Source organism: Gemmatimonadota bacterium, from assembly GCA_026705765.1.
Taxonomy (GTDB): domain Bacteria; phylum Latescibacterota; class UBA2968; order UBA2968; family UBA2968; genus VXRD01.
Map to the genome: position 1 here is coordinate 18,361 of JAPPAB010000180.1, position 21,834 is coordinate 40,194.

Below are 21,834 nucleotides of genomic sequence, written 5' to 3' on the forward strand. Positions count from 1 at the left end.
GAGGTCATAATTTTGTCAATTCTGAAGTCTTTTTCGACGGAAATTAATGAGATAAATCCCCGTAACCACGAGACCAATACTGACCCATTGATGCACCGTAAGCCCTATAAAAACCTCGGGCGTGAGACGCACAAACTCGACAAAAAAGCGAGCAACAGCCATCAAAACGAGATAAAGACCAAAAATCATACCGGGTCTGAGACGATCGCGCAGAGCCAACAAAACCCCGAAAATACAAACCATCTGAATCATCTCGTAAATCGGCGTCGGATGCACAAAATCGAGCGTGGGCACAAGACCATTGGGATAAGCCATACCCCAGGGCAAATTCGTGGGAATCCCATAGCATCCATCGCCCGAAAGCTCACATCCTCCCCGCCCAAAAAAGTACCCCACCACAAGAGCCGGAGCAATCGCATCCACAGCGGGCCAATCGAGCGCATTATACCGGCGAAGCCAAAGGAGCACAGTCGCAGCCCCGCCCAAAAACCCGCCATACCAGGCCCAGCCCACAGAGGAAAAAATCGTCCCAAAAGGATCGGCCACAAAAGCGTGGGGATACTCAAAAACGTGAAAAATTTTACTGCCCACAATACCGCCAATCACAGCGGCAAACGCAATGCGATCTGACAACGTGGGATCGAGACCCCGACGCCGAAACTCGCGCTTGAGCACCCACGAGGCACAAAGCAAACCAACCGCGAGCATCACGCCATAAACGCCGATGCGAATCGGCCCGTATTCAAAGAGAATTGGAGACATAGTATGTGTCAGACCGCCTTCTTCTGGAGCAAAAACAAAAACTCCCGGTTCGGTTCCTCTGCATCTCTCAACCACTCATTCGTCCACTTCATCCCCGCCATCACATTCTTCTTGTAATTGAGCGCAACCACATCTACCAGATCGCCATTGCGCCGCATCACATCGTTCAACGCCCTGGCAGTCGCCCGCCCGCCAGAACTGTACGACAGAATAATCCACCGCGCGCGCGTCGCCGCAATCAGATTCTCAATCGCCTCAACAGCAATAAAACGCCCCTCATCATTCCGCCGAAACGCCTCAAAAACAGACGCCGCCACCGTATCCGACGTATCCCTGCGGCGATTGGCCTTCCCGAAAAGGGCTGGTTTATCGGCGCAAATCACACTCGTCCACACATGGTAATACGAAGCATATCGCACCCGCGACGGCGGCATCTTCTCGTTATTCGATCCATAAGGCGGATCGAAATACGCCAGATCAACAGATATATCTGGAACGAGATCAAAAATATCCCTCTGAAATACCCGATGTTCCCCAGATGAACAAAAAATATTCGGCACCTTCAGCACAAGTTCCTTATAAGAGCGAGGCGACCAATCCTTCAGATAAGAAACAAAATGCCCCAAACTGCTATCCACGCGATCCAGCGCCAAAATCAGACTCGTAAGCGCGACAGCCTCATCAACCGGATCCAGCTTCAGCGCGTCAATCTCCCCTCGAATCGCATCCAATTTGCGAGTATTGTGAATCTGCCACGGCTTCTTGCGCCCATCCCGCTGTATCGCACACCCACCATTGGCATAGCCCCCATAGTGCTCCGTGAACCACCCATCCACAGGCGAAAGCGCATTGAGATGATCGATAAGCGGCTGATAATCCTCTCGCCTCTTCTTATTCAGCAAATAACACGTCCCAAAAATCTTCGACCACACCGCAACATCATTGCAAACAACCGTATAACCCAGCCTCGCGAGCGCCTGCGACACCCTCGTCGTACCCGAAAAACCATCCAACACCGTCTTTGCATCCACCCTCTTGACCAATTGCAAAATATGCGGAAGAAGTTTCAACTTAGACCCCGCGTATTTGATCCCCTCTGTGCAGGGAACATCGCAAGCGACTCGCATCATGCTTTATCCCCCAAAATCTACCTGGACAACTGACGAACCACAGTCGCAATTTCTTCGGCAGTATGAGACGGGCGAAAAAAGAAGCGCAAATCGCCGTTCTGGTCAATGAGATAGGTATAGAGGGAATGGTCGATAAGATACCCTGCCGCAGAACCCTGCTCACCAATCTCATAATGAGCCGCATAGCGTTTAACCACCGCATCAATGCTATCCTGCACCCCCGTAAGCCCAATAGCTGGCACGTCAAAATGCGACAAATAAGATTTGAGCATTTGCGGGGAATCACGCCCGGGATCAACACTCACAAAAAGCGTCTTCAGATCGCGTGCATCCTCACCCAAAATCGTATAAGCACTCGCAAGCCGCGCCATCGTTTGGGGACACGCATCGGGACAACTCGCATAGCCAAAAAAGAGAAGAAACGGACGCTGTTGCTCCGTCAAATGGAAAGAATTACCATCGTGGTCAACAAGCGTCAAATCACCGCCAAAAGGAAAGGGATCGGCAGAAAGGGTGAGATCGGGATCGGATTGCGGCGCGCGCTCAAGCGGTTTACAGGCCATAAATAGCAACAGCAAAGAGCAAAGTACAAAGTGCAAAAAGCCTCTCCAGTCCCCCCTTATCTCTCGCCATTTATCTGTGTCCATCTGCGCCCATCTGCGGATCGTATTCATCTGCGCCCTTCACTCCGAAAAGAAACAACAGGTGCCCGAAGCGTCTCCACCTGACCATTTTCAAAAGTAAGCGTAAGCGCAAGAGAATCGCCTGGAGCCAAATCGCGTCTAAGACCAATAAGCATAAGATGGTTACCCCCCGGTTGCAAAGTCGCTGAACCATCTTCCGGAATCGGCAAACGGTCAATTTTTTTCATACGCATAATATTGCCATCCGTCGTCATAACGTGAATCTCGGCAACCTCAGCCGCAGGCGTAGAAGCAGCAACGAGCGCAGTCGCCATCCCCTCATTGTGAATAGCCAAATAAGCCGCAGTCATAGACTGTGGCGGAATATTCTGCCGGACCCATGCGTTTTTAATGGTCACAGAAGAAATCTCCCGATCACTGCATCCCATCCCCAGCAGAATGAGGGTCAGAAAAAATATCCCACTTTTTATACACACTCTCATTTCTGTAGCGAAACAATAAAAATGGAAATAATCCTGCGTTCTTCCTCTGAGATTTGGGGATAGCCAGGCATACCCATACCTCGTTCATTGAGCGCGCCCTTGAGTATCGTACGCGAAACAGCCTCAACCGAACGCCCGTATTTATAAACCTTTGGATCGTGAAAATCGCGGGGCCTTGGATTGAGAGTACGCGCGATCTGACCATTGCCATGGCCATTGCGACCATGGCAAACCGCGCACCCATATTTTGTGTAAAGAGCCTTCCCCCTTTCAATATCTGCCGCGGCAAACTGCGGTCGCTGAGGGGGTTCGGCTTTCTGTTCTGGCGGATTCTGGCAAGCCATCAAAATGACGCAGAAAGCTGTGAGAAAGAGGCGAAACATAACATCTCCCGATATAGTTGGTATGAATATACCCAAAATGCAGAACTTGAAAAAGCAATCAGTCGCCTCTGCGATTCGCCTGCGATTGTGGCGTAAGGTCAAACCACGTTTCGTGGCCTTGAAAAAAGCGATCGAGTTCATCGACCATAAGTTTGAAAAAGTGCGGATAATCATCGCCCGTATGCCCCGAAAAATGCGGACTTAAAAACACATTGGGAAGGTGAATAATCTCACTATCGGGAGGAATGGGTTCCGGATCAAAAACCTCGAGACCCGCGGTAATATCACCTCGCTTAAGGCGTTCGATCAAAGCATTTGAATCGACAATCGCGCCGCGCGAAACATTGACAAAAGCCGACCCGGGTCGGATGAGATCGAGTTCTCGTTTCCCAATCATACCTCTGGTGCGCGGTGTAAGCGGGGCAACACAGACAATAACATCGCATTCCGCAAAAATCTTATCCATCGAAGTCTGCGTAAAACCGACAATCTCGGCAATATCGCGAGACAAATACGGATCGTAAACCCAGATATCCGTATTAAAAGGACGCAAAAAAGAAATCAGACGGCGGCCCATATGCCCACACCCAATAAGACCCACGCGCTTGTCGGTCAACATACCGCGCATATCGCGGTTCTTAGCGCCAATGGTATCGCCAACGATAATGCGGCGAAAAGCCGCCCCTGCATTGCGCAACGCGATCAGGATAAGCGCGAGCGCCCATTCGGCAACTGGATAAGACGACCCCTGAGTCGTATCAACCGTGCGGATACCGCGTTCCCAGGCAGCATCGAGATCAATGCGCGCGGCAAAGCGGTCGCCTTCCAATTCGCCAACCAACTTCAAATTTGGCGCATTATCCATCACCTCGGCATCGATCTTGGGGCAACCGGAGCACACAACAACAGCATCCGCATCCCCAATACAATCAATTAAACCCGCAATAATTCCGGGGTCGCGATGGGATTCGTAAATATTGCCGCCCTCGCACTCAAACCAATCCCATGTGGCAAAGGTCTCGAGACGGGCGAGTTCCGCCGGCGGAAAATAGCTATCTCGGACGCGCTTATTAGACGCGAGAAGGACTTTTGGCATAACTAACCTCTTTTCAAATTGGACATCTTCTCACTTCAACCCCTCACCCGGTATCCACTGTATCTCTATCGGCTCTGCCTCGCCATCATACGAGATTCTAAGCGGCTCCATCAGAGCCTGTAACTCAGACGATGACACAGCATCACTGTTATTACCTTCTGCCAGAGCGACCGTAGCCTGTGTGCGCTCGGGCAAAGCGACAAAGTCCGGATAGTACCACATCGTAAGCACAGTCCTGCGCTGATCCGTCTGATTCGCATGCGAAGCGTGCAACAGACTGCCATAACCCATCACGAGATCGCCGGCTTTAACGGGAACATCGATCTCGTCATCCACCCGCGAAAACCCTGGATCGTCCGGATTGGCATATTTTCTAAGCTCATCTGTATGGCTTGGAGAAATCTCGTCGTGTAAGGCATGGCGTTTTAGATGCGACCCCGGAACCACGCGCAAACACCCATTTTGCGGCATCGTATCGGTCAGATAATACATCAAAAAGCACTGAATGGGCTGCGTCGTATAGCTCACCGGATCATCCCAAAAACGCCCATCTTCATGCCAGAACAGCGGTGGACTATGCGGCGGCTTGCTGATAATGCGTCCATGCCCAAACTTTGGTTCATCAAACCCGAGTTGTTTCAACGCATTGAGCGCATTGCGATGGGCGATGAGTTCAGCCATCACCGGATACTGATAAGCCATAGCCCAATCGATCATGACCATACTCCCGGTCGTGCGATGCATCTCAAAATGCTCCGGCTCCTGTTCCGAGAGCACATCATCGCTAAAGCGCTGCAATTGATCCACCAGGACAGAATCGAGAATATTCTCAAACACAAAGAACCCATCGCGGGCAAATTGTTCTCGCTTGGAAAACAAGGCAAACCTCCTCCTAAATCCCAGGCAACGGAACCCTATCATCTGTCCGCATCTGCCATTGACGAATACGCTCGGTCAGGTCTCGAATACGATCTCTGCATTTGGGATCGTCGAAATAATTGACAGTTTCATATGGATCGGCGTTCAGATCGTATAGTTCGCACTGATCGTGCGCGCTGAGATTGAGCTTCCAGCGGTCAGCAGAAATGATAGATCGCCAGGGCGTACTCATAGCGGGATTGACCTCAGCCTCACCGGGACGCGGATGTCCATCATTGCGGTTCCACTGAATAAAAACATCATTCTCCAATAGTGTCGCATCGCCATCCAGCGCGGACACGCGGCTCTCACCCTGCAAATGATCGGGAATGGATTCACCCATCAAATCCAGAAGCGTAGGCACGAGATCAATATGTGAAATATTCCCCCCGATCACACGCTGCTGATCGGATAACCAGGGCACATGCATGAGAAGCGGAACCTTGACGGACTCCTCGTACAAAACAGTCTTGCCCAAAATGCCGTGATCGCCCACCATCTCACCGTGATCGCTGGTAAACACAATAATCGTATTATCCGCCTGCCCGCTCTCCTCAAGCGCAGCAAGAATCTTGCCAACAGAGCGATCAAGCAGCGTAACATTGCCATAATAGCGCGCGCGAACAGCACGCCAGCCCTCATCTGTGCGAAGATCATAACCGTATTCTTCGGACTCCATATAATAAGCGGACAAAACGCGATTGAGAAGAGACGCATTAGCCGGCGGCTTCTGGCGAAACGCGGGACCAACGGGAAGTCCTGAAGGATCGTAATAATCGTTTAGTGGACCCGTATGCGGTGGGTGCGGCTCCAGATAAGAAACCGCGAGAACAAAGGGATCATCGCCGCAGGCGCGTATAAATTCGGCAGCGCGGTCACCCTGGAAAGACGCCTTGGTAAACGGTTCATCCATACTCGCTTCAACATGGCGGGAAAAAACGCGGTGGCCTTCGGATTCGGAATTGGGCTCAAAACCATTTTCCACGAGAAAATGATGGTAGTCACTGCGGTATGCATGGCGTTCAGAACTCGAAAAAAAACGACGATACGAATCCTCGGTGCCAACCCACTCGGAAAAACCGTGCTGCGGAAAAATTTCATCGCCGAGATGCCACTTGCCATTATAACAACAGCGATAATCGGAAGAAACCATCTCCGCAATAGTTTGCACATCTCGAGGCAGCGGAACATTGCACGCCGGCACGCGCGCGGTATGCGGGTAGAGACCACACAACATCGTGGCGCGCGAGGGACTGCACACGGGCTGACTCACATAGGCATTCTCAAAGACAAAACTCTTATCCGCAAGCGCATTGAGATGCGGCGTATCAATATGATCATTGCCATAACACCGCATCGTATCCGCGCGCTGTTGATCAGTAAAGATAAATAACAAATTCGGTTTTCTAAGAAATGAGTTCATCATCAAATCCTATTCAGGGGTCAATCGCCACTGCGACCTGGGAATCACAACAGCGAGAACAGCGAGAACGACACACCCCGCAATGGCAAACACCGCGCACTGCAAAAGCGTATGCGACAGCGCAACATCTGAACCTTCTGAAACACCAGCGAGAAGAGCAAGACAAAGCGAAAATGACAAACGCCCAATCAGACTCTGGATCGAAAGATACGTCGCGCGATGGTGTTGTTGCAAACGCGGCACAGTCGCCGCATTGAGAGGCGCAATCATAAGCGCGCGAGGGACAGAGCGAAAAGCCAACAGAAGGGCAACAACAGGGTGAAAAAAGAACCCCATCAATGAAATGAGAACAACCTGCACCCCTGCACTGAGCATAAGTGCTGACCGGGTACCGAAATGATCGCGCAGGCGAATACTCTGTTTTGCAAACCACGCGGCAATGCCCATCGTCAGCGCCGTATGTAAACCCGTAAGCAACGGCGTGGGAGCCTGGGCGCCGAGCAACTGGATATAGGGCTGATAAAATTCATAAGGGATATGATTGACAACCGTCATAAAAACGGAAAACAACATCAACCACCCGAGCACGGGTTGACTGAGATACGCGAGGCAGGCGCGAATCTGGGGAAAAAAACCCGACGCCTGTCGCTCAGAACTGGGCTCCCGGTCGGGTTCGGCAAATAACAAAACCAGCACAAAAGCCACGCACGCCGTTAAAAAAGAAAAACCATAAGCAACGCGCAAAGCATAGATAGACACCACCCCTCCAAGAAGCGCGGCACCTGCTGAAGCAATAAAAACATTCCGCGTAATGCGCGCTTCGCGCTGGGGATAGGCGTCTTCTCGCCCCAAACATTTGAGCAGATCGTAGTGAAACGACGTTTCCGTGCCAGATCGAAAGGCCATACTTGCAGCCAACCCAATTTGCGCCAGCACAAAAACGTCAAAAGACCCACCCGCAAAAAAGAGAGCGTACGCAAAAATCGCTGAAACAGCAGAAATTAGAAGGGTCAGACGGCGACCCAGGATATCGGACAAATACCCGGAAGGCACTTCGAGAATAACAACGGCGACATAGTAAATAGCTTCGAGGCGCAGCACCTGCTCAATGGGCATGTGCTGGTTGAAATAGAGAAAAAAGACAGGCAACCAGAAGTACGCCTGCGCGAGAGGGGCATAAATCGGATACAATCGAACACTGCGGGTGAGGCCAGAATGTGACATCGTCAATTGTCAAAAGCCATCCGCTCTGCGGATGGTCGTTTACTCATGCCTGAAACTGACCATAGCGCGGTTCACCGTCCTGAACGTTTGAAAAGCCGAAGCCAGAGACGTAACCATGAGAATGCTCTCGATTCTTCTGGTAATACCCACCAGACGCAAATCGCCACCTGCAGCCTTAACCGTCGCCAGAGATGCGGTGAGAACCCCGAGCATCGCACTGCCAAACCATCTGACAGCAGAAAAATCGACAATCACGCGATTGGTACCACTTGCAACGAGTTGCTTGATGTGGTCATGAAACGGCATAACATCAGGACCGTCCATCAGTTCACCTGTAAGGGTAATAATCGCGATATCGTCCTTGATTTCTTCCCTTAGATTCATAGCTACTTCCTTTGTTAAAAGAGATTGGATATTCTTCGACAGCGATAACATAAGCCTCTTGCACCGATTTTACAACTATTTCTTAATCTATAAAAGGGACTGGCATGGAATTTGCAAGAGTGAAATACAACCCGGAAATTGCAGGTATTAATGAACAATATGTTCAAGTTGAACAGCGTGAAATGAACGCAACATGCTTGACTTTTCAGCTATTTTTCTTCATTGTGTGAATAGGAAATTGCATGGCTATCGGCAGACGATGGGCGGTTAAAGATCGACACGGCAACACCATCTATCTTACCGATGAAAGATGGGAGCACATTATTGATCCCTGGAACCATCCTGAAATGCGGAATTTTGAAGCACATCTTCGGGATACAATTCGATTGGGACAACGCAAACAAGAACCCTTGAATTTTCATAAATACCGATACAGCAAATCCTTTGACGATCTGGTCGGAGACAATACGCATATCGTCGCCATTGTCCTTTTTAAATTTCGGGAAGTAAACGGCCATGAGATTGCGAACAATTATATTCTCACAGCGTACCAAAAAGAGATTCTGACAATATGAATGAACCCAATTTCAACTACGACAGAGAAAGTGATACACTCTATATTTCATTTGAACCCAATGTTAAAGCAACAGGCATTGCGCTGAATGATCATATTCTACTTCGGATTGATAAGGCCAAACGCAAAGCTGTTGGACTGACATTTTTCGACTATTCGATTTTGACGCAACAAACGAATATAGGGCCTCGAAGTTTTCCCTTGACGGGCCTGAACGACCTATCCGATTCACTGAGAGATATGGTTGTAGATATTCTTCAACGCTCACCCATCAAAGAAATTCTTCCGCTATCGGCCTATACACCATCTGCCATTGAAATGATTCCCATTACATCACTGATGTTACACAGGAAGCATTGACTACTACCGCAGTAGTACACCATTCACTCGCCTTCATGCCCCACTGACAAAGACTATTGCAAAAAACGGGACACCTGAATCTGGTCCCGTTTTTTGCTTTTTAAGTCATCGGATCTCGTTTGAGCAAAGGCAGGGGATTGGGCGTGACGAGCACACCGCCATTTTCATAGGACTCAATCGCCGCCCACGTGTATTCGAGAGCCGCGAGCGCATCGTGACCCGAAGCGCGGAGTTCTTCCCTGGGCACACCATTGGTGACATCCTCGAGAAAAGCGTGGATGCGATTGGGAAAAGTGGAGCCAAAGTCAGTAATCCCCGTATCATCGACAATGGGATCGGGCGCAGCACCGTGCGACATATTCTCTGGCATAGGCGCAGTGCCAGGCGCAGGCCAGAAAGTGATCTTTTCAACGCAATTTTCAATACAAAAAGTCCCGCGCGTACCCGCCACTTCAACACTCCACCAGCCACCCAGACCAAAAGTGACATCGCCGCGCTGGCTCAGCAAATAACCCATCGCGCCGCTTTCAAAACGCACGTGAATGCTATTGAGGGAAATCATGAGATCGCCCGCTTGCTTGCGAAAACTCGGACGGTCAAAAAATGCCTGCACATGGGTGATATTGCCGCAAAAATCGCGCATCACGCTAAAAGGATGCGTGAGAAAAGCCTTGACGTGAAAATAGGGATGCCCCCACGACTTCGGCCCTTTGCCTGGTTTATAAGTCGCTTCACCACCTGCAAAACCCATCTTGTGAATACAGTAAATTTGTTCGCCCACTTTGCCTTCTGCGATATATTCTCGCGCCTTGTCCGCAGGTTGAGAAAAATAATGGTTGAGATTGCAGCCGAGGTACAGATTTTGTTCTGCGGCATAAGCGACCATATCGCGGGCTTCATCAATATCGTTGGACAGGGGTTTTTCACACAGAACGTGTCTGCCAGCGGCGAGAGCCTCCATCGTCGGTTCATAGTGCCAACTGCCATTCTCATTTCCCCCGGTCGTAACATCGACAATATCCAGATCCTCGTTCTCCAACATATCTTTCAGACTATAATAAGCTTTAACACCGTGTCTTTCCGCAGCCCTATCCGCGGACTCTTTGACAACATCGCACACCGCAACGAGATCTGCAAGGTCGTCTTCTGCATGACAGCCCGCATGCCGGTTGCCAATACCACCCATACCAACAACGCCAACTTTAAGTGCCATAAAACTATCTCCTGAAAAAAGTGATTAGTGAATCGCGTAATCTAAAGTACCCCGCGCTCAAACCGCTTGAGCACCTCGCCCAGACCGGCCAGCGGCACAACCTCACCATCTCGTCGAGATTGCCGGTCTGTACCCCCATAGACGACTACTTTGCCGGAAATTTGCGGCAGTACCTTTGCAATCCGGTTGAGCGCGTTAAAATAGTCAGAGGCAATTGTAGCACCGGACTTGATCTCAATAGCACAGATACCATCGCCATTCTCATACAGAAGATCGCACTCCAACCCCCGGGCGTCTCGAAAAAAAGACAAATTGGACCGGTGTCCCCGATTGAAACGGTACTTGAGAGTCTCCACCACAACTGCATTTTCAAACAGCGCCCCGCGTAGCGGATGGGTGGCAATCTGCCCGGCATGCTCAATGCCTATAAGATAGCTCGCCAACCCGACATCGTAGAAGTACAGCTTGGGAGACTTGACCAGCCGCTTGCGAATATTGGCGTAAAACGGCGGAAGTTGAAAAACCACGTAGCTCGCTTCCAGGACCGTCAGCCAATGTCGCGCCGTAGTGTGAGAAACGCCAGCGTCTGCACCCAGAGCCGAGAGATTGGCCAGTTGCCCCACGCGCCCGGCACACAAGCGAACGAAGCGACGAAAACTGGAAAGATTGCGAATCTCCCCAATCTGGCGCACATCGCGCTCGACGTAAGTCTCGAAATAGTCGCCAAGAGCTTGACGCGGTTCGAGTTTCTGATCGTGAATGCGGGGATAAAAACCAGAGTACAGGATATCATCTACGCTCTCGCTCACGCCAGTTCCTCGGCGTTCTGCAAGTGAGAACGGCAACAGGCGAAGCAGTGCTGTGCGCCCTGCCAGGGACTGGTTAATGGCATCGGAGAGCCTGAACTGCTCGCTGCCCGTGAGTACGAAAAGGCCATTTCTGCGCTGTTCGTCGGCAAGTACCTGCAAATAGGACAAAAGCTCTGGCACGCGCTGAATCTCGTCCAAAATGGCCCCCTCGCCGATATGAGAGAGAAAGCCTCTGGGATCGGACTCGGCAAATTCCCGCTGATCGGGAGCTTCCAGGTTGACATACTTCAGATGCGGAAAAGCTACGCGGCAAAGGGTGGTCTTGCCGGACTGACGCGGTCCAGTCACAGTGACAAACGGATATTTTTCGAAAAGTTCGACCAGAAAGGGTGTAATCTCGCGCTTAATCATAGCACCTAAAATAACCGAATATGTGACAATATGCAACTTAAACTTTCAAATTTACCCCATTACCTATTACGCCGCACTCGCCTTACTCCGAATCTCCGTGAGATGGAAAGGCGTTGCCGCCCGTCCGCCCTCGGGTAGCCCAAGAGGCAATTTCACATCCAGCAAAAAGGGGCGTTCCTCGCCCTCCACCACATCCAATCCCCGTGCAATCGCGCCTTCCAGATCCGATTCTTCATCGACCTGCATCCCCTCCACACCAAACCCCTCTGCAATTTTCACCGGATCAATCCCATCCAGAACCACACCCGGATATTCTCCCGTCTCCTTCATCACACCGCCCGCCCGCTCAAAATTAGTCGCCACAATCCCATAAGATCGATTATTTGGAATCACAAAAAGCACCGGAATCTGGTGGTGGGCAGCCGTCCAAAGCCCGGAATCGGCATAATACATCGACCCATCGCCCACCAGCCCAACCACAGGCTTATGCGGCACCGCCAGTTTCAACCCAATCGTACCACCAATCCCATAACCCTCCGATCCCCCAGCCGCCCGGACATAGACATTGCGCCCCGCGCCATAAGCATCTCCTCGACTATCTATTGGCAGAGCGTATTGCTCGACCATCATCAAACCACCACCCAACCTCTCCAGCCCCCGATCAATTGCATCCACCAGCACATAGGGTCTCACTTGCCCGGCCTCCCGCGCCACGCGCTTTGCCGCCGCTTTTCGCTTTGCGTGAAGAGAAGCAGCCTGCATCTCGGCGCGGGCGAGGCGCTCGGCAAAAGACACCTGAGACGAAGCGCGCTCAAGACATTCAAGCGTCCTGAACTCATCTGCCAAAATCGCGAGATCCAATCCCGGAAGATTCGTAAAATTCTCGACATCTGGCCCAATCCCAATCAGGCGTTGCGCCCCCGACAACGCATCGAAATCCTGGGGTTTCCCACGACCATTGTGACGCACGCCAATGCACACAATCAGATCGGGTGACACCTCGGCAATAGCCTCTGCGATCCGCCCGCAGTGCAGACTGTGGCTTTGCGGAGTCCTGCGCATCTCTGTCCATGTACCCGCAATCGGGCAGCCATACTGCTCGGCCAACGCCATAACCCGCGCCTCTGCCCCGCTCTTCCAAATACCGTCCCCAACATAAAACAGCGGCCGCTGGGCATCGGACAACGCGCGAATAACGGCTTCGACATCCTCATCTGCCGGATAACCCGCCCGCACAGACTGAATCTCCCCCTCAATAATCTCTGTACTCACCATATCATTTCCGAGCAACCGATCGTAAACAGCGAGATGAACCGGACCGACCGGCGGTGTTTTGGCAACCCGCAGTGCGCGCTCAATCGCCTGCGGCAAGCCATCCGATTCAATCACCGTCCAGCTCGCCTTGGTAAAAGGCTCTGCAATCGAAGTCGGCCCCACATTATGCGTCAAATCCAGACCCACCCTGTCTCCATAACTCCCCGTATCTCCCGCAAACGTGAGCACCACAACGGGCAGACTACCACTCCAAACATTGATCAACTGCCCCAAACACTGCGCCAACCCGGCACCCAGATGGACGACCATCACAGCCGGATCGAGATTCCCCTGTGTATATCCCCCCGCCATCGCGGCCACACTACCCTCGTGAAGTGCCAGAATACCGTGAACATTGGGATTTATGTGGAGCGCGTCAAAAAAGAGAGCCTCCCGAGAGCCAGAATTGTTAAACACATACTGCACACCCAGCGCGGCGAGTTGCTCGACAATGATTTCGGATGGGGTAGCGGTAACAGATCTCTTTTTCATACCCCTGACCTCCTTGGCAATTTGTCCTGAAAAAAACCCATTGTGAAGTATGATAACCCGTCGCCCAGAACAGCACAAGCAATACCAGAACAGGTGAGATTTCCTTTGTCGCGCTCGGGATGCACTTTATATTGACGGCAAAACTAACGAATAGACGAATAGACGAATAGACGAACCCTGCCCAACCTCCCAAAGTCAGTGCGAATTCCATTCGTTGATTCGTTGATTCGCGCTTTTCTACAGGAGACCACAATGAAAATCACAGATATCAAAATGACAGTTGTAAAACAACACCTGGAAAAACCATTCTGGAACTCGATTGTCACCACGCGCTCCAAGTCCCGCGCCAGATTGGAGATCTATACAAATGAAGGCTTGATAGGCATGACCATGTGTTCGGGATCTGTTCGGACAAAACTGAACACCCTAAAAGAAAAATTGATCGGCGAAGATCCCATGCGAATCGCGTATTTGTGGGAAAAAATATTCATGGGCGGCACGCGCAAACCCATAGCCAAAGGCGAATACATCAACGCCATCAGCGCAACCGACAATGCCCTCTGGGACTTAAAGGGCAAAGCACTCAATCAACCCGTGTGGAAATTGCTCGGCGGCGTACAAAACAAACTGTGGGCCTATGCCGCGGGTGGATATTACGAAGAAGGCAAGGGAATACCAGAACTCTGCGAAGAAATGACAACCTATGTAAGCCAGGGATTTCAAGCAGTAAAAATGAAAGTGGGATGGCCCGGCATCACATTGAAAGAAGACGCAGAACGAGTGCATGCCGTACGCAAAGCCATAGGCGACGACATCGCCCTGATGATCGACGCGAACAATGCCTGGGACGCGCATACCGCAATTCGATTTGGACGCATGATCGAAGCCTACGACCCCTACTGGTATGAAGAACCCGTGCGCCCGGATGATCTCGAAGGCTCGGCACTCGTCGCCGAGGCACTGGACTATCCCGTTGCCAGTGGAGAAAACGAAGCCACGCGCTGGGGATTTCGCGACCTGATCGAACGCGGCGGTGTACGCATCGTCCAGGCCGACCCAAACAACTGTGGCGGAATCAGCGAATGGATGAAAATTGCGGCCATGGCCAGCGCCCATCACCTGCAAATGGCTCCCCATGGACAGGGTGCTCTGGGTTGCGTCTTAGTCGCCGCAGTAGATAATGGACTGGTAGTGGAAAATTACCTGCGAAACTTCAGCACAGATATGGTAGGCGATTTAGAATTTAAAGACGGACATGTCATTATGAACGACGCGCCCGGCCTCGGCATTGAATGGAATGAAGACCTGATCGAAAAGCATGGCGAAAAGTATTAAAAAATATTCAATCCCCACCTCCAATCACCTCTCGCAGGTGGGCAGCCGCCAGTCGGATCACCTCAGTATCGTCGCACGCATTCAAATCCTTACCTTCAAAAACCACCGAAACCGTGCCATTGAAGTCCACATCCTTCAAAATCTGAATAATCCGCGGATAATCCAGCCACGCCTCCTCCCCCGTATCGATCTTGTAAAATTTGGCCCGGACATGGGAGGTATATGGCGCTGTCTGTTCCATAAACGCATAGATATCCACCTCTGGATCCGGCACCCCCTGATTCCGCGCAGGCGATCCGACCCATTGTCCGGTATCCATAATAAGCGTAAAATTTTCCCGATCTGTCTGTTCCAGAATCCGCAGCACATCTTCCCCTGTAGAAGGATGGTTCTGTAGCCCTACAGCGATCCCCTTCTCTGCGGCATAATCGACCGCATCCTGAAAACACCGAATCTCCCGCCTCTGCGCTTCGGCATCTTCCAGCGGGGACCCACAAAACAGCCGAATCATGGGCGCACCTATAAACGCCGCCGTATCCACATCTGCTCTGACCTGAGCCAGTTTCTCAGCCAGATCCACATCGGACCCCACAAAATGCCCACCCGAAGCCAGGTATCCGATTGACAGCCCGTATCGGAGACACTGCATCTTCACCTCGAGCAAGTACGCCGGTTGCTTCGACCGAAATCCGCGCCCACTGTGGAAATCGATCACATCCAGCTTCAATTGGTACGCCAGTTGGATATAGCTCTCCACACTCTCCAGGCGCGGTGGATCATCCTTCCCGAACATCGAAGCGTACACACCTACTTTCATAGCAAACCTCTCAATTCAGGCGTGATCGGATTCGCGCCGAAACAATTGCAGAAGTACATCATTCGGCCCGTTGAAAAAGCTCAACCGAATGTCGGCTCCTTCGGCGTCGAAAGGCGCCACGGCAATATCTACACCCTTATCCTCGAGTTCCAGGGCGCTGTCGTCAACGCTATCGACCTTAAAGGATATGTGGTGAAAGCCCACTTCTGCGTCCATGGTCTTTTGGGGCATCAGCTCCAGAATAATATCTCCGGCCTGCAAAAAGACGAAATCCTCGTCATCCTCGTTGTGAAAGCGCTCAATTTCCACCAGACCCAGAGTCCGGGTATAAAATTGCACGGCGCCTTCGATATCGTCGCTGACCAGGGCAATTTTGTGGATATTGTCGATCATCTCCTTCTCCTGTCGTTAGGATCGAAAAATCCTCGATCTTATTTTCGCCACACATGCTCCTTCAAACATTCCACACCCGCTCAAACAGATTCATCCAATTTCCGCCCAAAAGTTTGGGGATATCCTCGGCACTGTACCCGCGATTGACGAGTGCCTCTGCCAGATTGGGAAACTCCGCCGGGCTGTCAATTCCCTTCGGTTGAAAGCTCAGTTCAGTATATGGCACCGAGCCATCGGCAAAAGTCGAGGGAAACTTCGTACCCTGCTGCGAACCGATATAATGCCAGAACTCGAGCGGCTGATCGTGTGTGGAATCCGTCCCAATAGCCACGTGATCAATACCGACCCGCTCTACCATATCGTCGATAGCATCGACAAAATCCTCGACAGTCGAATCGAATCCTTTGGGAAGAAAATGGGCATAAGACGTGGCACCCACAACGCCTCCCTTTTCGGCGAGAAGCTTGAGCGCATCTTCTTCCTTGTTCCGCGGATGATTGCAAAAACTGCGGGCATTGGCATGGGTAATGGCGACTGGCTGCTCGGACATCTCAATAGCATCCATCGTCGTTTTCGGACCGACATGCGATAGGTCAATAACAATACCGAGCCGGTTCATTTCGCGCACCGCATCCACGCCAAAATTACTCAGACCGCCATCGGTTCGCTCCCAGCAACCGCTACCCAGCAAATTGGTCTCGTGATAGGTCAGTTGAATCACCCGCACGCCGAGGGCGAGAAACAGCCCCAGGCGATCCAACTCGTTTTCTATGGGCGAAGCATTCTGAAAACTGAGAATAATCCCGGTCTTCCCCTGCTCTTTGGCGGCATAAATATCGGCCGTCTCTTTCACCTGCAAAATGTCATCGCGCTCGCGAAAGCGCCGCATCCACGCCGACAGATGCGCCATCGTCTGCACAAAATTTTCCCACGTAGCCACCGTGGCATTGATCGCGGTAATATTGCCGGCTCGCAAACGCCTGAACACCGCATCGCTCTCCCAGTTGCTAATGCTCAGGCCATCTATCACAATCGCCTCGTCGTAGATCTTCCTCGCATCCGTATTCATCAGCCTGCTCCTCTATCAATAATCTGACACCGCCCCATCCCGGAGCCTCGCATTCGGCCACTCGAATGGACGCGCTGGACTCTTACCCACTTCGATTGCGCGCGCTTCATTGACCTCAACGCCCAGCCCGGGTCCCTCGGGCAACGATACATAACCTTCGTCATCCATTTCCCAGGTCTTAATCGCCACATCTTCGGGAAGCACACCCGCGTACCCCTCGTGAATCAAAAACATCGGCACCGACGCCGCCACATGCAGGCTCGCCGTCAAACCCAGATGGGACATCGTGCAATGCGGTGCAATGGGAACAAAATGCGCTTCGGCGAGCGCAGCCACCTTCTTCATCTGGGTAATACCCCCGCCGTGACCACAATCCGGCTGAAGCACATCAATCACCTGCGCCTCCAAAATCTCCCGCACCTCCCAGATCGTGCGATCCCGCTCACCCGTCGCAAGGGGCACCGGCACCATCTCGCGGACCTTCTTCATATTCTCTATATTCCCCGGCACCCACGCCTCTTCCAAAAACAGCAAATCATCGGACTTCAAATAACCCGCAAACTGCCTGACCAGAGGTGGCGGCAAACAGCTATGTGCATCGAACATCACGGCACCGTCGTGTCCCACCTTCTCCCTCGCATCTTTAATCTTCTGAACAATTGCCTCAATCTCGGCAGGCGTACCCGCAAAATACTGGGCACCGCCCGGTCCCGTCTTGATCGCCTTTGGACTTGGATACATCCATATCTTGTCCCTGCACGGACCGCCCAACAGGCGATACACCGGAACCCCGTGCAGCTTCCCACAGATATCCCACAGCGCCATATCAATCGCAGAAATCGTGTGAACCATCAAACCGCCGTTGCGGATATTGCGATGTGCGCGGAACATCCGTTGCCAGAGATGCTCCGTACGCGTGGGATTCTCTCCAATAATCAACTCGGAAAGCGACTCTGCAAGCGCGCAGGTCACCTTTGTATCCATGTTATTGATCTCACCCCAGCCCGTAATCCCGGCATTCGTCTCGACCTTGACATATCCCTTCACCCCAATCGGTATCGCAGTCAACCCCGTAACGCGAATACGCGATGCTCTGTCTTCGTGATCATTGCTCATACAGTCCTCCCGCAAATAGAAGTGTAACGCGCATACTGGTCAAACAGCTTGACCTAACAGAGTGTAATTTAGCGTTTGATAAAAAATATGGTATCTTTATTTTACAGCCCGTAAGACCCACTCGCAGAGAGCTTTAGTGTTGGGAAGCAGACGCGAGTTAGCGAGCGTTGTTTTGCAAGGGCTTCCGAATTTATGGTGCGGTGCTTCCGTGTAAAATCATCACGGAACATGCTTAGCATGGTGGCACGTTGCTCAAGGCAATGTGGACGGTGGAGCGGTGTACAAGTGCGCCAGCACTTCATCGACCAAAATCATCCGTTCACTGACTACATAAAACTTGCATAAATTACTGTTTTTGTGTATATTTACATTATGGAATACTTAACATACAAATACAAAATGTATAGTCTCTGTGATCGCAATATGTATATCCATAGGGATATAGATTCTTTTGCTGAGGTGTATAATCATTTCATTGCCTTGCACAAGCGATACTATCGGCGTTTTGGCACGTATCCGAGTAAATTCACAATGATTAACCATTTGGCAAAGCTGAAAAGAACAACACGCTTTGCACATTGGCGTTTGTTGCCGTCACAGGCATTGCAAAATGTGATTGAGCGCATAGACTTTGGCTATCAGAAATTCTTTGCCAGAGACAACAAGCGTCCGCCCACATTCAGGTCTCGCTTTCGGTATCAGTCCTATACGCTCAAGCAAGCAGGATACAAATTCCTCGAGCGTAACAAGGTGCGTATCGGCAAGCGTATATTTCGCTATCACAAAAGCAGAAAATTCGATTTAGATAGTATCAAAACGGTCACAATCAAACGTGACCGCGCAGGCGATTTGTGGCTATGTGTTGTTGCAAAGGCTGAGGGTATCAAGTCATTCATGATCAAGAACGGTAAAACCGCAGGTTTTGATTTTGGCTTGCAAACATATCTAACAGCCTCAGACAGCACAAGGACACAATCGCCATTGTTCTTCAATCGCAATTCGAGGAAAGTCAAAAAGGCTAATCGCAATCTTTCTCGCAAGAAGAAAGGTAGCAACAATCGTCACAGGGCAAGAGTAAATCATGCCAGAGTGCATCGGCGCGTTGCTAATCAGCGTAGAGACTATCACTGGCAACTTGCCTATCAACTGTGTAAAGAATATGACGTTATGTTCTTTGAGACTTTGAACATTGACGCCATGAAAGCGTTGTGGGGACGAAAGATTAGCGATTTGGGCTTCTCAAACTTCTTGTCCATACTCAAGTATGTGGCAAAAAAGACGGGCAAAGTTGTCAAACAAATCGACAAATGGCTGCCGTCGTCAAAGACATGCTCTGCTTGTGGCACAGTCAAAGAGGACCTCGAATTGCGAGAGAGAACATTCCATTGTTGCGAGTGTGGTCTTGAGATGGACAGAGACCTCAACGCGGCGATAAACATTCACAGGTGGGGGCGTCCACCTATGGCGGAGGTAGCGTAAGACTTGCCGACCTTCGGGGAAGCAAGCAACTACTGTTGATCCCACAATCCCTGCTGAAGCAACAAGATTCTATAATCCCAATGCTTTAGCTTTGGGAGTACGTCAATTTACCATGCCAACGACACGCGAGTAGAAAGCATCAAACTTTACCTCGAGAAACAGTAAAATGACCTGTGCAACACTATCAGTAAAAACGCGCCAACAACCACCCGACTGGGCCGTGCGCCAGCGCCAACTAATAGCGATAATGGACCGCGCAGCTCACCCTTTTGTCGAACACAGCACCCGCCCAGACGGCACTCTAATCCAGCGCACGGTATGGACGAGCATGGACGGCACGGACAACGGCTATGAGGCCTTCCTCTCCTTCCCCCTCTTCTATCTGCTGGGCGGCGGCGAGCACATCCATCGGATCGCCCGCAAAGAATGGGACGCCATCACCTATCAATACGCCAACTACGGCACAGTGGATCGGGAATTCGTCACCGGCTTCGACTGGTTCCACCACTCCGAGAGCTATACCTACATCTACTATCTGGCCATGGCCGACCCCGAAAACCACATTGACCGCACCCGCGCCCTGCGCTACGCCGCCATGTACACTGGCGAAGATCCGCTGGCACCCAACTGGGATGCCCAGCACTGCATGATCCGCTCGCCCCTCAACGGCAGCAAAGGACCGCGCTTTATAACCACCCAGACCGATTGGGAATACCACCGCCCCATTCTCTCCGGATACCTGGCTCCGTATGAAGACATAGAAGGCGCTGACAGTTCTGACCCACTCTTTAAGGTCGATTGGACCGACGACCGGATCTTCGCCCGGGTACTCGACCAGATCAATCAGCGCATGACCCGCGGTGACGTGCCCCTCAACCTGTGTGCCACCAGCCTGGTCACCAACGCGTACCTCTACACAGGCGAAGACAAGTACCGGCAGTGGGTACTGAATTATTTGCAAGCCTGGGAAGCGCGCCGCGCCGCCAATGATGGCATCATGCCCGACAATATCGGTCCCAACGGCATCATCGGCGAGTTGATGGACGGCAAGTGGTGGGGCGGGTACTACGGCTGGCGCTGGCCGCATGGAGCGCGCAATATCGTCGAGCCAGCCCTCGTAGCTGGCAGTTGCGCCCTGCTCATGACCGGCGACATGTCGCATCTGGACCTGGCCCGCTCACAACTCGATATGCTCTGGGAAAACCGGCGCGAGGAGAACGGTCAGATCCAGGTGCCAGCACGGCACGGCGACCGCGGCTGGTTCGACTTCCGCCCGCCCGATTCCCATTTGTACATCCACCTGTATTACCTGAGCCAGAGCGCCGAGGATCTGGCCCGTCTCGACGAAGTCTTCCCGGGACGCGAGGGCTTTGTGGGTCTGCCACCCGACTGGGGCGCGGCCAAGGCCGGCATCTGCCCCCCAAAAGCCTGGTTCGCCTTTACCGAAGGCAAAAACCCCGACTACCTCGACCAGGTATTCGACTCGACCTATTCCAGCATCTGTCACAGCCTGGAGCGTTTGGAAAGCGATGACAGCGACCCGGAAACGCGCGAATGCTACCACTTCCAGAAACTCAATCCAGTGCTACCCGAAGCCCTCGTTCAAATGGCCATGGGCACGCCAGCGGCCATATACAACGGCGGCATGCTACAGGCCCACTTGCGCTATTTTGACCCACAACGCCACCGCCCGGGACTGCCGGAACACATCGCGGCTCTGGTTGACCGGATCAGCGCCGACCAGGTCAGCGTATCGCTGGTAAATACCGATCCAGTGGAAAGCCGAGCCGTACTGCTCCAGGCCGGTTCCTTTGGCGAGCACTGCTTTACCCGTGCCCGCCTTGAAACCCGTAAGGGCGATGACCAGTCCATCGAGGTGAACGGCAAATATCTTCGGATAAATCTGGGTCCAGGTACTCAGGCGCGCCTGCACCTGGGACTGAAGCGCTTTGCCTTCCAGCCTTCCTACGCCCTCCCACCTTTTGCACGCCTTCTTTGAAGGAAAC

Annotated in this window: 22 protein-coding genes; 5 read left to right on the top strand and 17 right to left on the bottom strand. The window is 51.9% G+C overall.

Translation table 11 applies throughout. The features are described 5' to 3' along the window. Nucleotides 1-15 precede the first annotated feature (15 nt). The 10 genes from OXH16_23050 to OXH16_23095 form a co-directional block, all read right to left on the bottom strand. On the bottom strand, nucleotides 16-762 hold the full coding sequence (locus OXH16_23050) for a prolipoprotein diacylglyceryl transferase (GenBank protein ID MCY3684283.1): 747 nt from the start codon (nucleotides 760-762) through the stop codon (nucleotides 16-18). A gap of 8 nt (nucleotides 763-770) precedes the next feature. Continuing rightward, nucleotides 771-1,892, bottom strand: coding sequence for a DNA adenine methylase (locus tag OXH16_23055; GenBank protein ID MCY3684284.1), 1,122 nt, complete (start codon nucleotides 1,890-1,892; stop codon nucleotides 771-773). A 17-nt stretch (nucleotides 1,893-1,909) separates the two neighbouring features. Continuing rightward, a complete protein-coding gene (locus tag OXH16_23060) occupies nucleotides 1,910-2,566 on the bottom strand; it encodes an SCO family protein (protein MCY3684285.1) in 657 nt (218 codons plus the stop codon). After that, nucleotides 2,563-2,934, bottom strand: coding sequence for a copper chaperone PCu(A)C (locus OXH16_23065; GenBank protein MCY3684286.1), 372 nt, complete (start codon nucleotides 2,932-2,934; stop codon nucleotides 2,563-2,565). The genes OXH16_23060 and OXH16_23065 overlap by 4 nt, the downstream gene beginning before the upstream one ends. A gap of 80 nt (nucleotides 2,935-3,014) precedes the next feature. Further along, on the bottom strand, nucleotides 3,015-3,401 hold the full coding sequence (locus OXH16_23070) for a cytochrome c (protein ID MCY3684287.1): 387 nt from the start codon (nucleotides 3,399-3,401) through the stop codon (nucleotides 3,015-3,017). A 58-nt stretch (nucleotides 3,402-3,459) separates the two neighbouring features. Beyond that, nucleotides 3,460-4,497 carry a hydroxyacid dehydrogenase gene (locus tag OXH16_23075; GenBank protein ID MCY3684288.1) on the bottom strand — a complete coding sequence of 346 codons (1,038 nt, stop codon included), beginning with the start codon at nucleotides 4,495-4,497 and terminating at the stop codon, nucleotides 3,460-3,462. 30 nt (nucleotides 4,498-4,527) lie between these two features. Next, nucleotides 4,528-5,376, bottom strand: coding sequence for a phytanoyl-CoA dioxygenase family protein (locus OXH16_23080; protein MCY3684289.1), 849 nt, complete (start codon nucleotides 5,374-5,376; stop codon nucleotides 4,528-4,530). 13 nt (nucleotides 5,377-5,389) lie between these two features. After that, nucleotides 5,390-6,838, bottom strand: coding sequence for a sulfatase-like hydrolase/transferase (locus OXH16_23085; protein MCY3684290.1), 1,449 nt, complete (start codon nucleotides 6,836-6,838; stop codon nucleotides 5,390-5,392). Between the two features lie 9 nt (nucleotides 6,839-6,847). Continuing rightward, nucleotides 6,848-8,062, bottom strand: a complete 1,215-nt coding sequence (locus OXH16_23090) for an MFS transporter (protein MCY3684291.1) — start codon at nucleotides 8,060-8,062, stop codon at nucleotides 6,848-6,850. Nucleotides 8,063-8,101: 39 nt separating this feature from the next. Beyond that, the gene (locus OXH16_23095; GenBank protein MCY3684292.1) at nucleotides 8,102-8,446 is read right to left on the bottom strand and encodes an STAS domain-containing protein; all 345 of its coding nucleotides are present in this window, start codon (nucleotides 8,444-8,446) and stop codon (nucleotides 8,102-8,104) included. Nucleotides 8,447-8,688: 242 nt separating this feature from the next. On the opposite strand from OXH16_23095, the gene OXH16_23100 reads away from it, so the two are divergent. Then, nucleotides 8,689-9,021, top strand: a complete 333-nt coding sequence (locus OXH16_23100; GenBank protein MCY3684293.1) for a hypothetical protein — start codon at nucleotides 8,689-8,691, stop codon at nucleotides 9,019-9,021. Beyond that, nucleotides 9,018-9,380, top strand: coding sequence for a DUF2283 domain-containing protein (locus tag OXH16_23105; GenBank protein ID MCY3684294.1), 363 nt, complete (start codon nucleotides 9,018-9,020; stop codon nucleotides 9,378-9,380). The genes OXH16_23100 and OXH16_23105 overlap by 4 nt, the downstream gene beginning before the upstream one ends. Before the next feature lie 100 nt (nucleotides 9,381-9,480). On the opposite strand, the gene OXH16_23110 is transcribed toward OXH16_23105, so the two are convergent. The 3 genes from OXH16_23110 to OXH16_23120 form a co-directional block, all read right to left on the bottom strand. After that, on the bottom strand, nucleotides 9,481-10,593 hold the full coding sequence (locus OXH16_23110; protein ID MCY3684295.1) for a Gfo/Idh/MocA family oxidoreductase: 1,113 nt from the start codon (nucleotides 10,591-10,593) through the stop codon (nucleotides 9,481-9,483). A gap of 41 nt (nucleotides 10,594-10,634) precedes the next feature. Further along, the gene (locus OXH16_23115) at nucleotides 10,635-11,813 is read right to left on the bottom strand and encodes an ATP-binding protein (GenBank protein MCY3684296.1); all 1,179 of its coding nucleotides are present in this window, start codon (nucleotides 11,811-11,813) and stop codon (nucleotides 10,635-10,637) included. Between the two features lie 66 nt (nucleotides 11,814-11,879). After that, nucleotides 11,880-13,619 (bottom strand): thiamine pyrophosphate-binding protein, encoded by a 1,740-nt coding sequence (locus OXH16_23120; protein MCY3684297.1) that lies wholly within the window; start codon nucleotides 13,617-13,619, stop codon nucleotides 11,880-11,882. Between the two features lie 252 nt (nucleotides 13,620-13,871). Between OXH16_23120 and OXH16_23125 the strand changes: the two genes are divergently transcribed. Then, nucleotides 13,872-14,954 (top strand): mandelate racemase/muconate lactonizing enzyme family protein, encoded by a 1,083-nt coding sequence (locus tag OXH16_23125; GenBank protein ID MCY3684298.1) that lies wholly within the window; start codon nucleotides 13,872-13,874, stop codon nucleotides 14,952-14,954. A 7-nt stretch (nucleotides 14,955-14,961) separates the two neighbouring features. On the opposite strand, the gene OXH16_23130 is transcribed toward OXH16_23125, so the two are convergent. The 4 genes from OXH16_23130 to OXH16_23145 all read right to left on the bottom strand — a co-directional run bounded on the left by OXH16_23130 (nucleotide 14,962) and on the right by OXH16_23145 (nucleotide 18,349). Further along, the gene (locus OXH16_23130) at nucleotides 14,962-15,771 is read right to left on the bottom strand and encodes a TIM barrel protein (protein ID MCY3684299.1); all 810 of its coding nucleotides are present in this window, start codon (nucleotides 15,769-15,771) and stop codon (nucleotides 14,962-14,964) included. A gap of 15 nt (nucleotides 15,772-15,786) precedes the next feature. After that, nucleotides 15,787-16,164, bottom strand: a complete 378-nt coding sequence (locus tag OXH16_23135) for a VOC family protein (GenBank protein ID MCY3684300.1) — start codon at nucleotides 16,162-16,164, stop codon at nucleotides 15,787-15,789. A gap of 61 nt (nucleotides 16,165-16,225) precedes the next feature. Further along, entirely contained in the window at nucleotides 16,226-17,233 is a 1,008-nt protein-coding gene (locus OXH16_23140) for a dipeptidase (GenBank protein ID MCY3684301.1), read from the bottom strand. A 15-nt stretch (nucleotides 17,234-17,248) separates the two neighbouring features. Then, nucleotides 17,249-18,349 (bottom strand): mandelate racemase/muconate lactonizing enzyme family protein, encoded by a 1,101-nt coding sequence (locus tag OXH16_23145; GenBank protein ID MCY3684302.1) that lies wholly within the window; start codon nucleotides 18,347-18,349, stop codon nucleotides 17,249-17,251. Between the two features lie 423 nt (nucleotides 18,350-18,772). On the opposite strand from OXH16_23145, the gene OXH16_23150 reads away from it, so the two are divergent. Further along, the gene (locus OXH16_23150; protein ID MCY3684303.1) at nucleotides 18,773-19,828 is read left to right on the top strand and encodes a transposase; all 1,056 of its coding nucleotides are present in this window, start codon (nucleotides 18,773-18,775) and stop codon (nucleotides 19,826-19,828) included. A gap of 328 nt (nucleotides 19,829-20,156) precedes the next feature. Next, a complete protein-coding gene (locus tag OXH16_23155; GenBank protein MCY3684304.1) occupies nucleotides 20,157-21,827 on the top strand; it encodes a hypothetical protein in 1,671 nt (556 codons plus the stop codon). The last annotated feature ends 7 nt before the right edge of the window (nucleotides 21,828-21,834 follow it).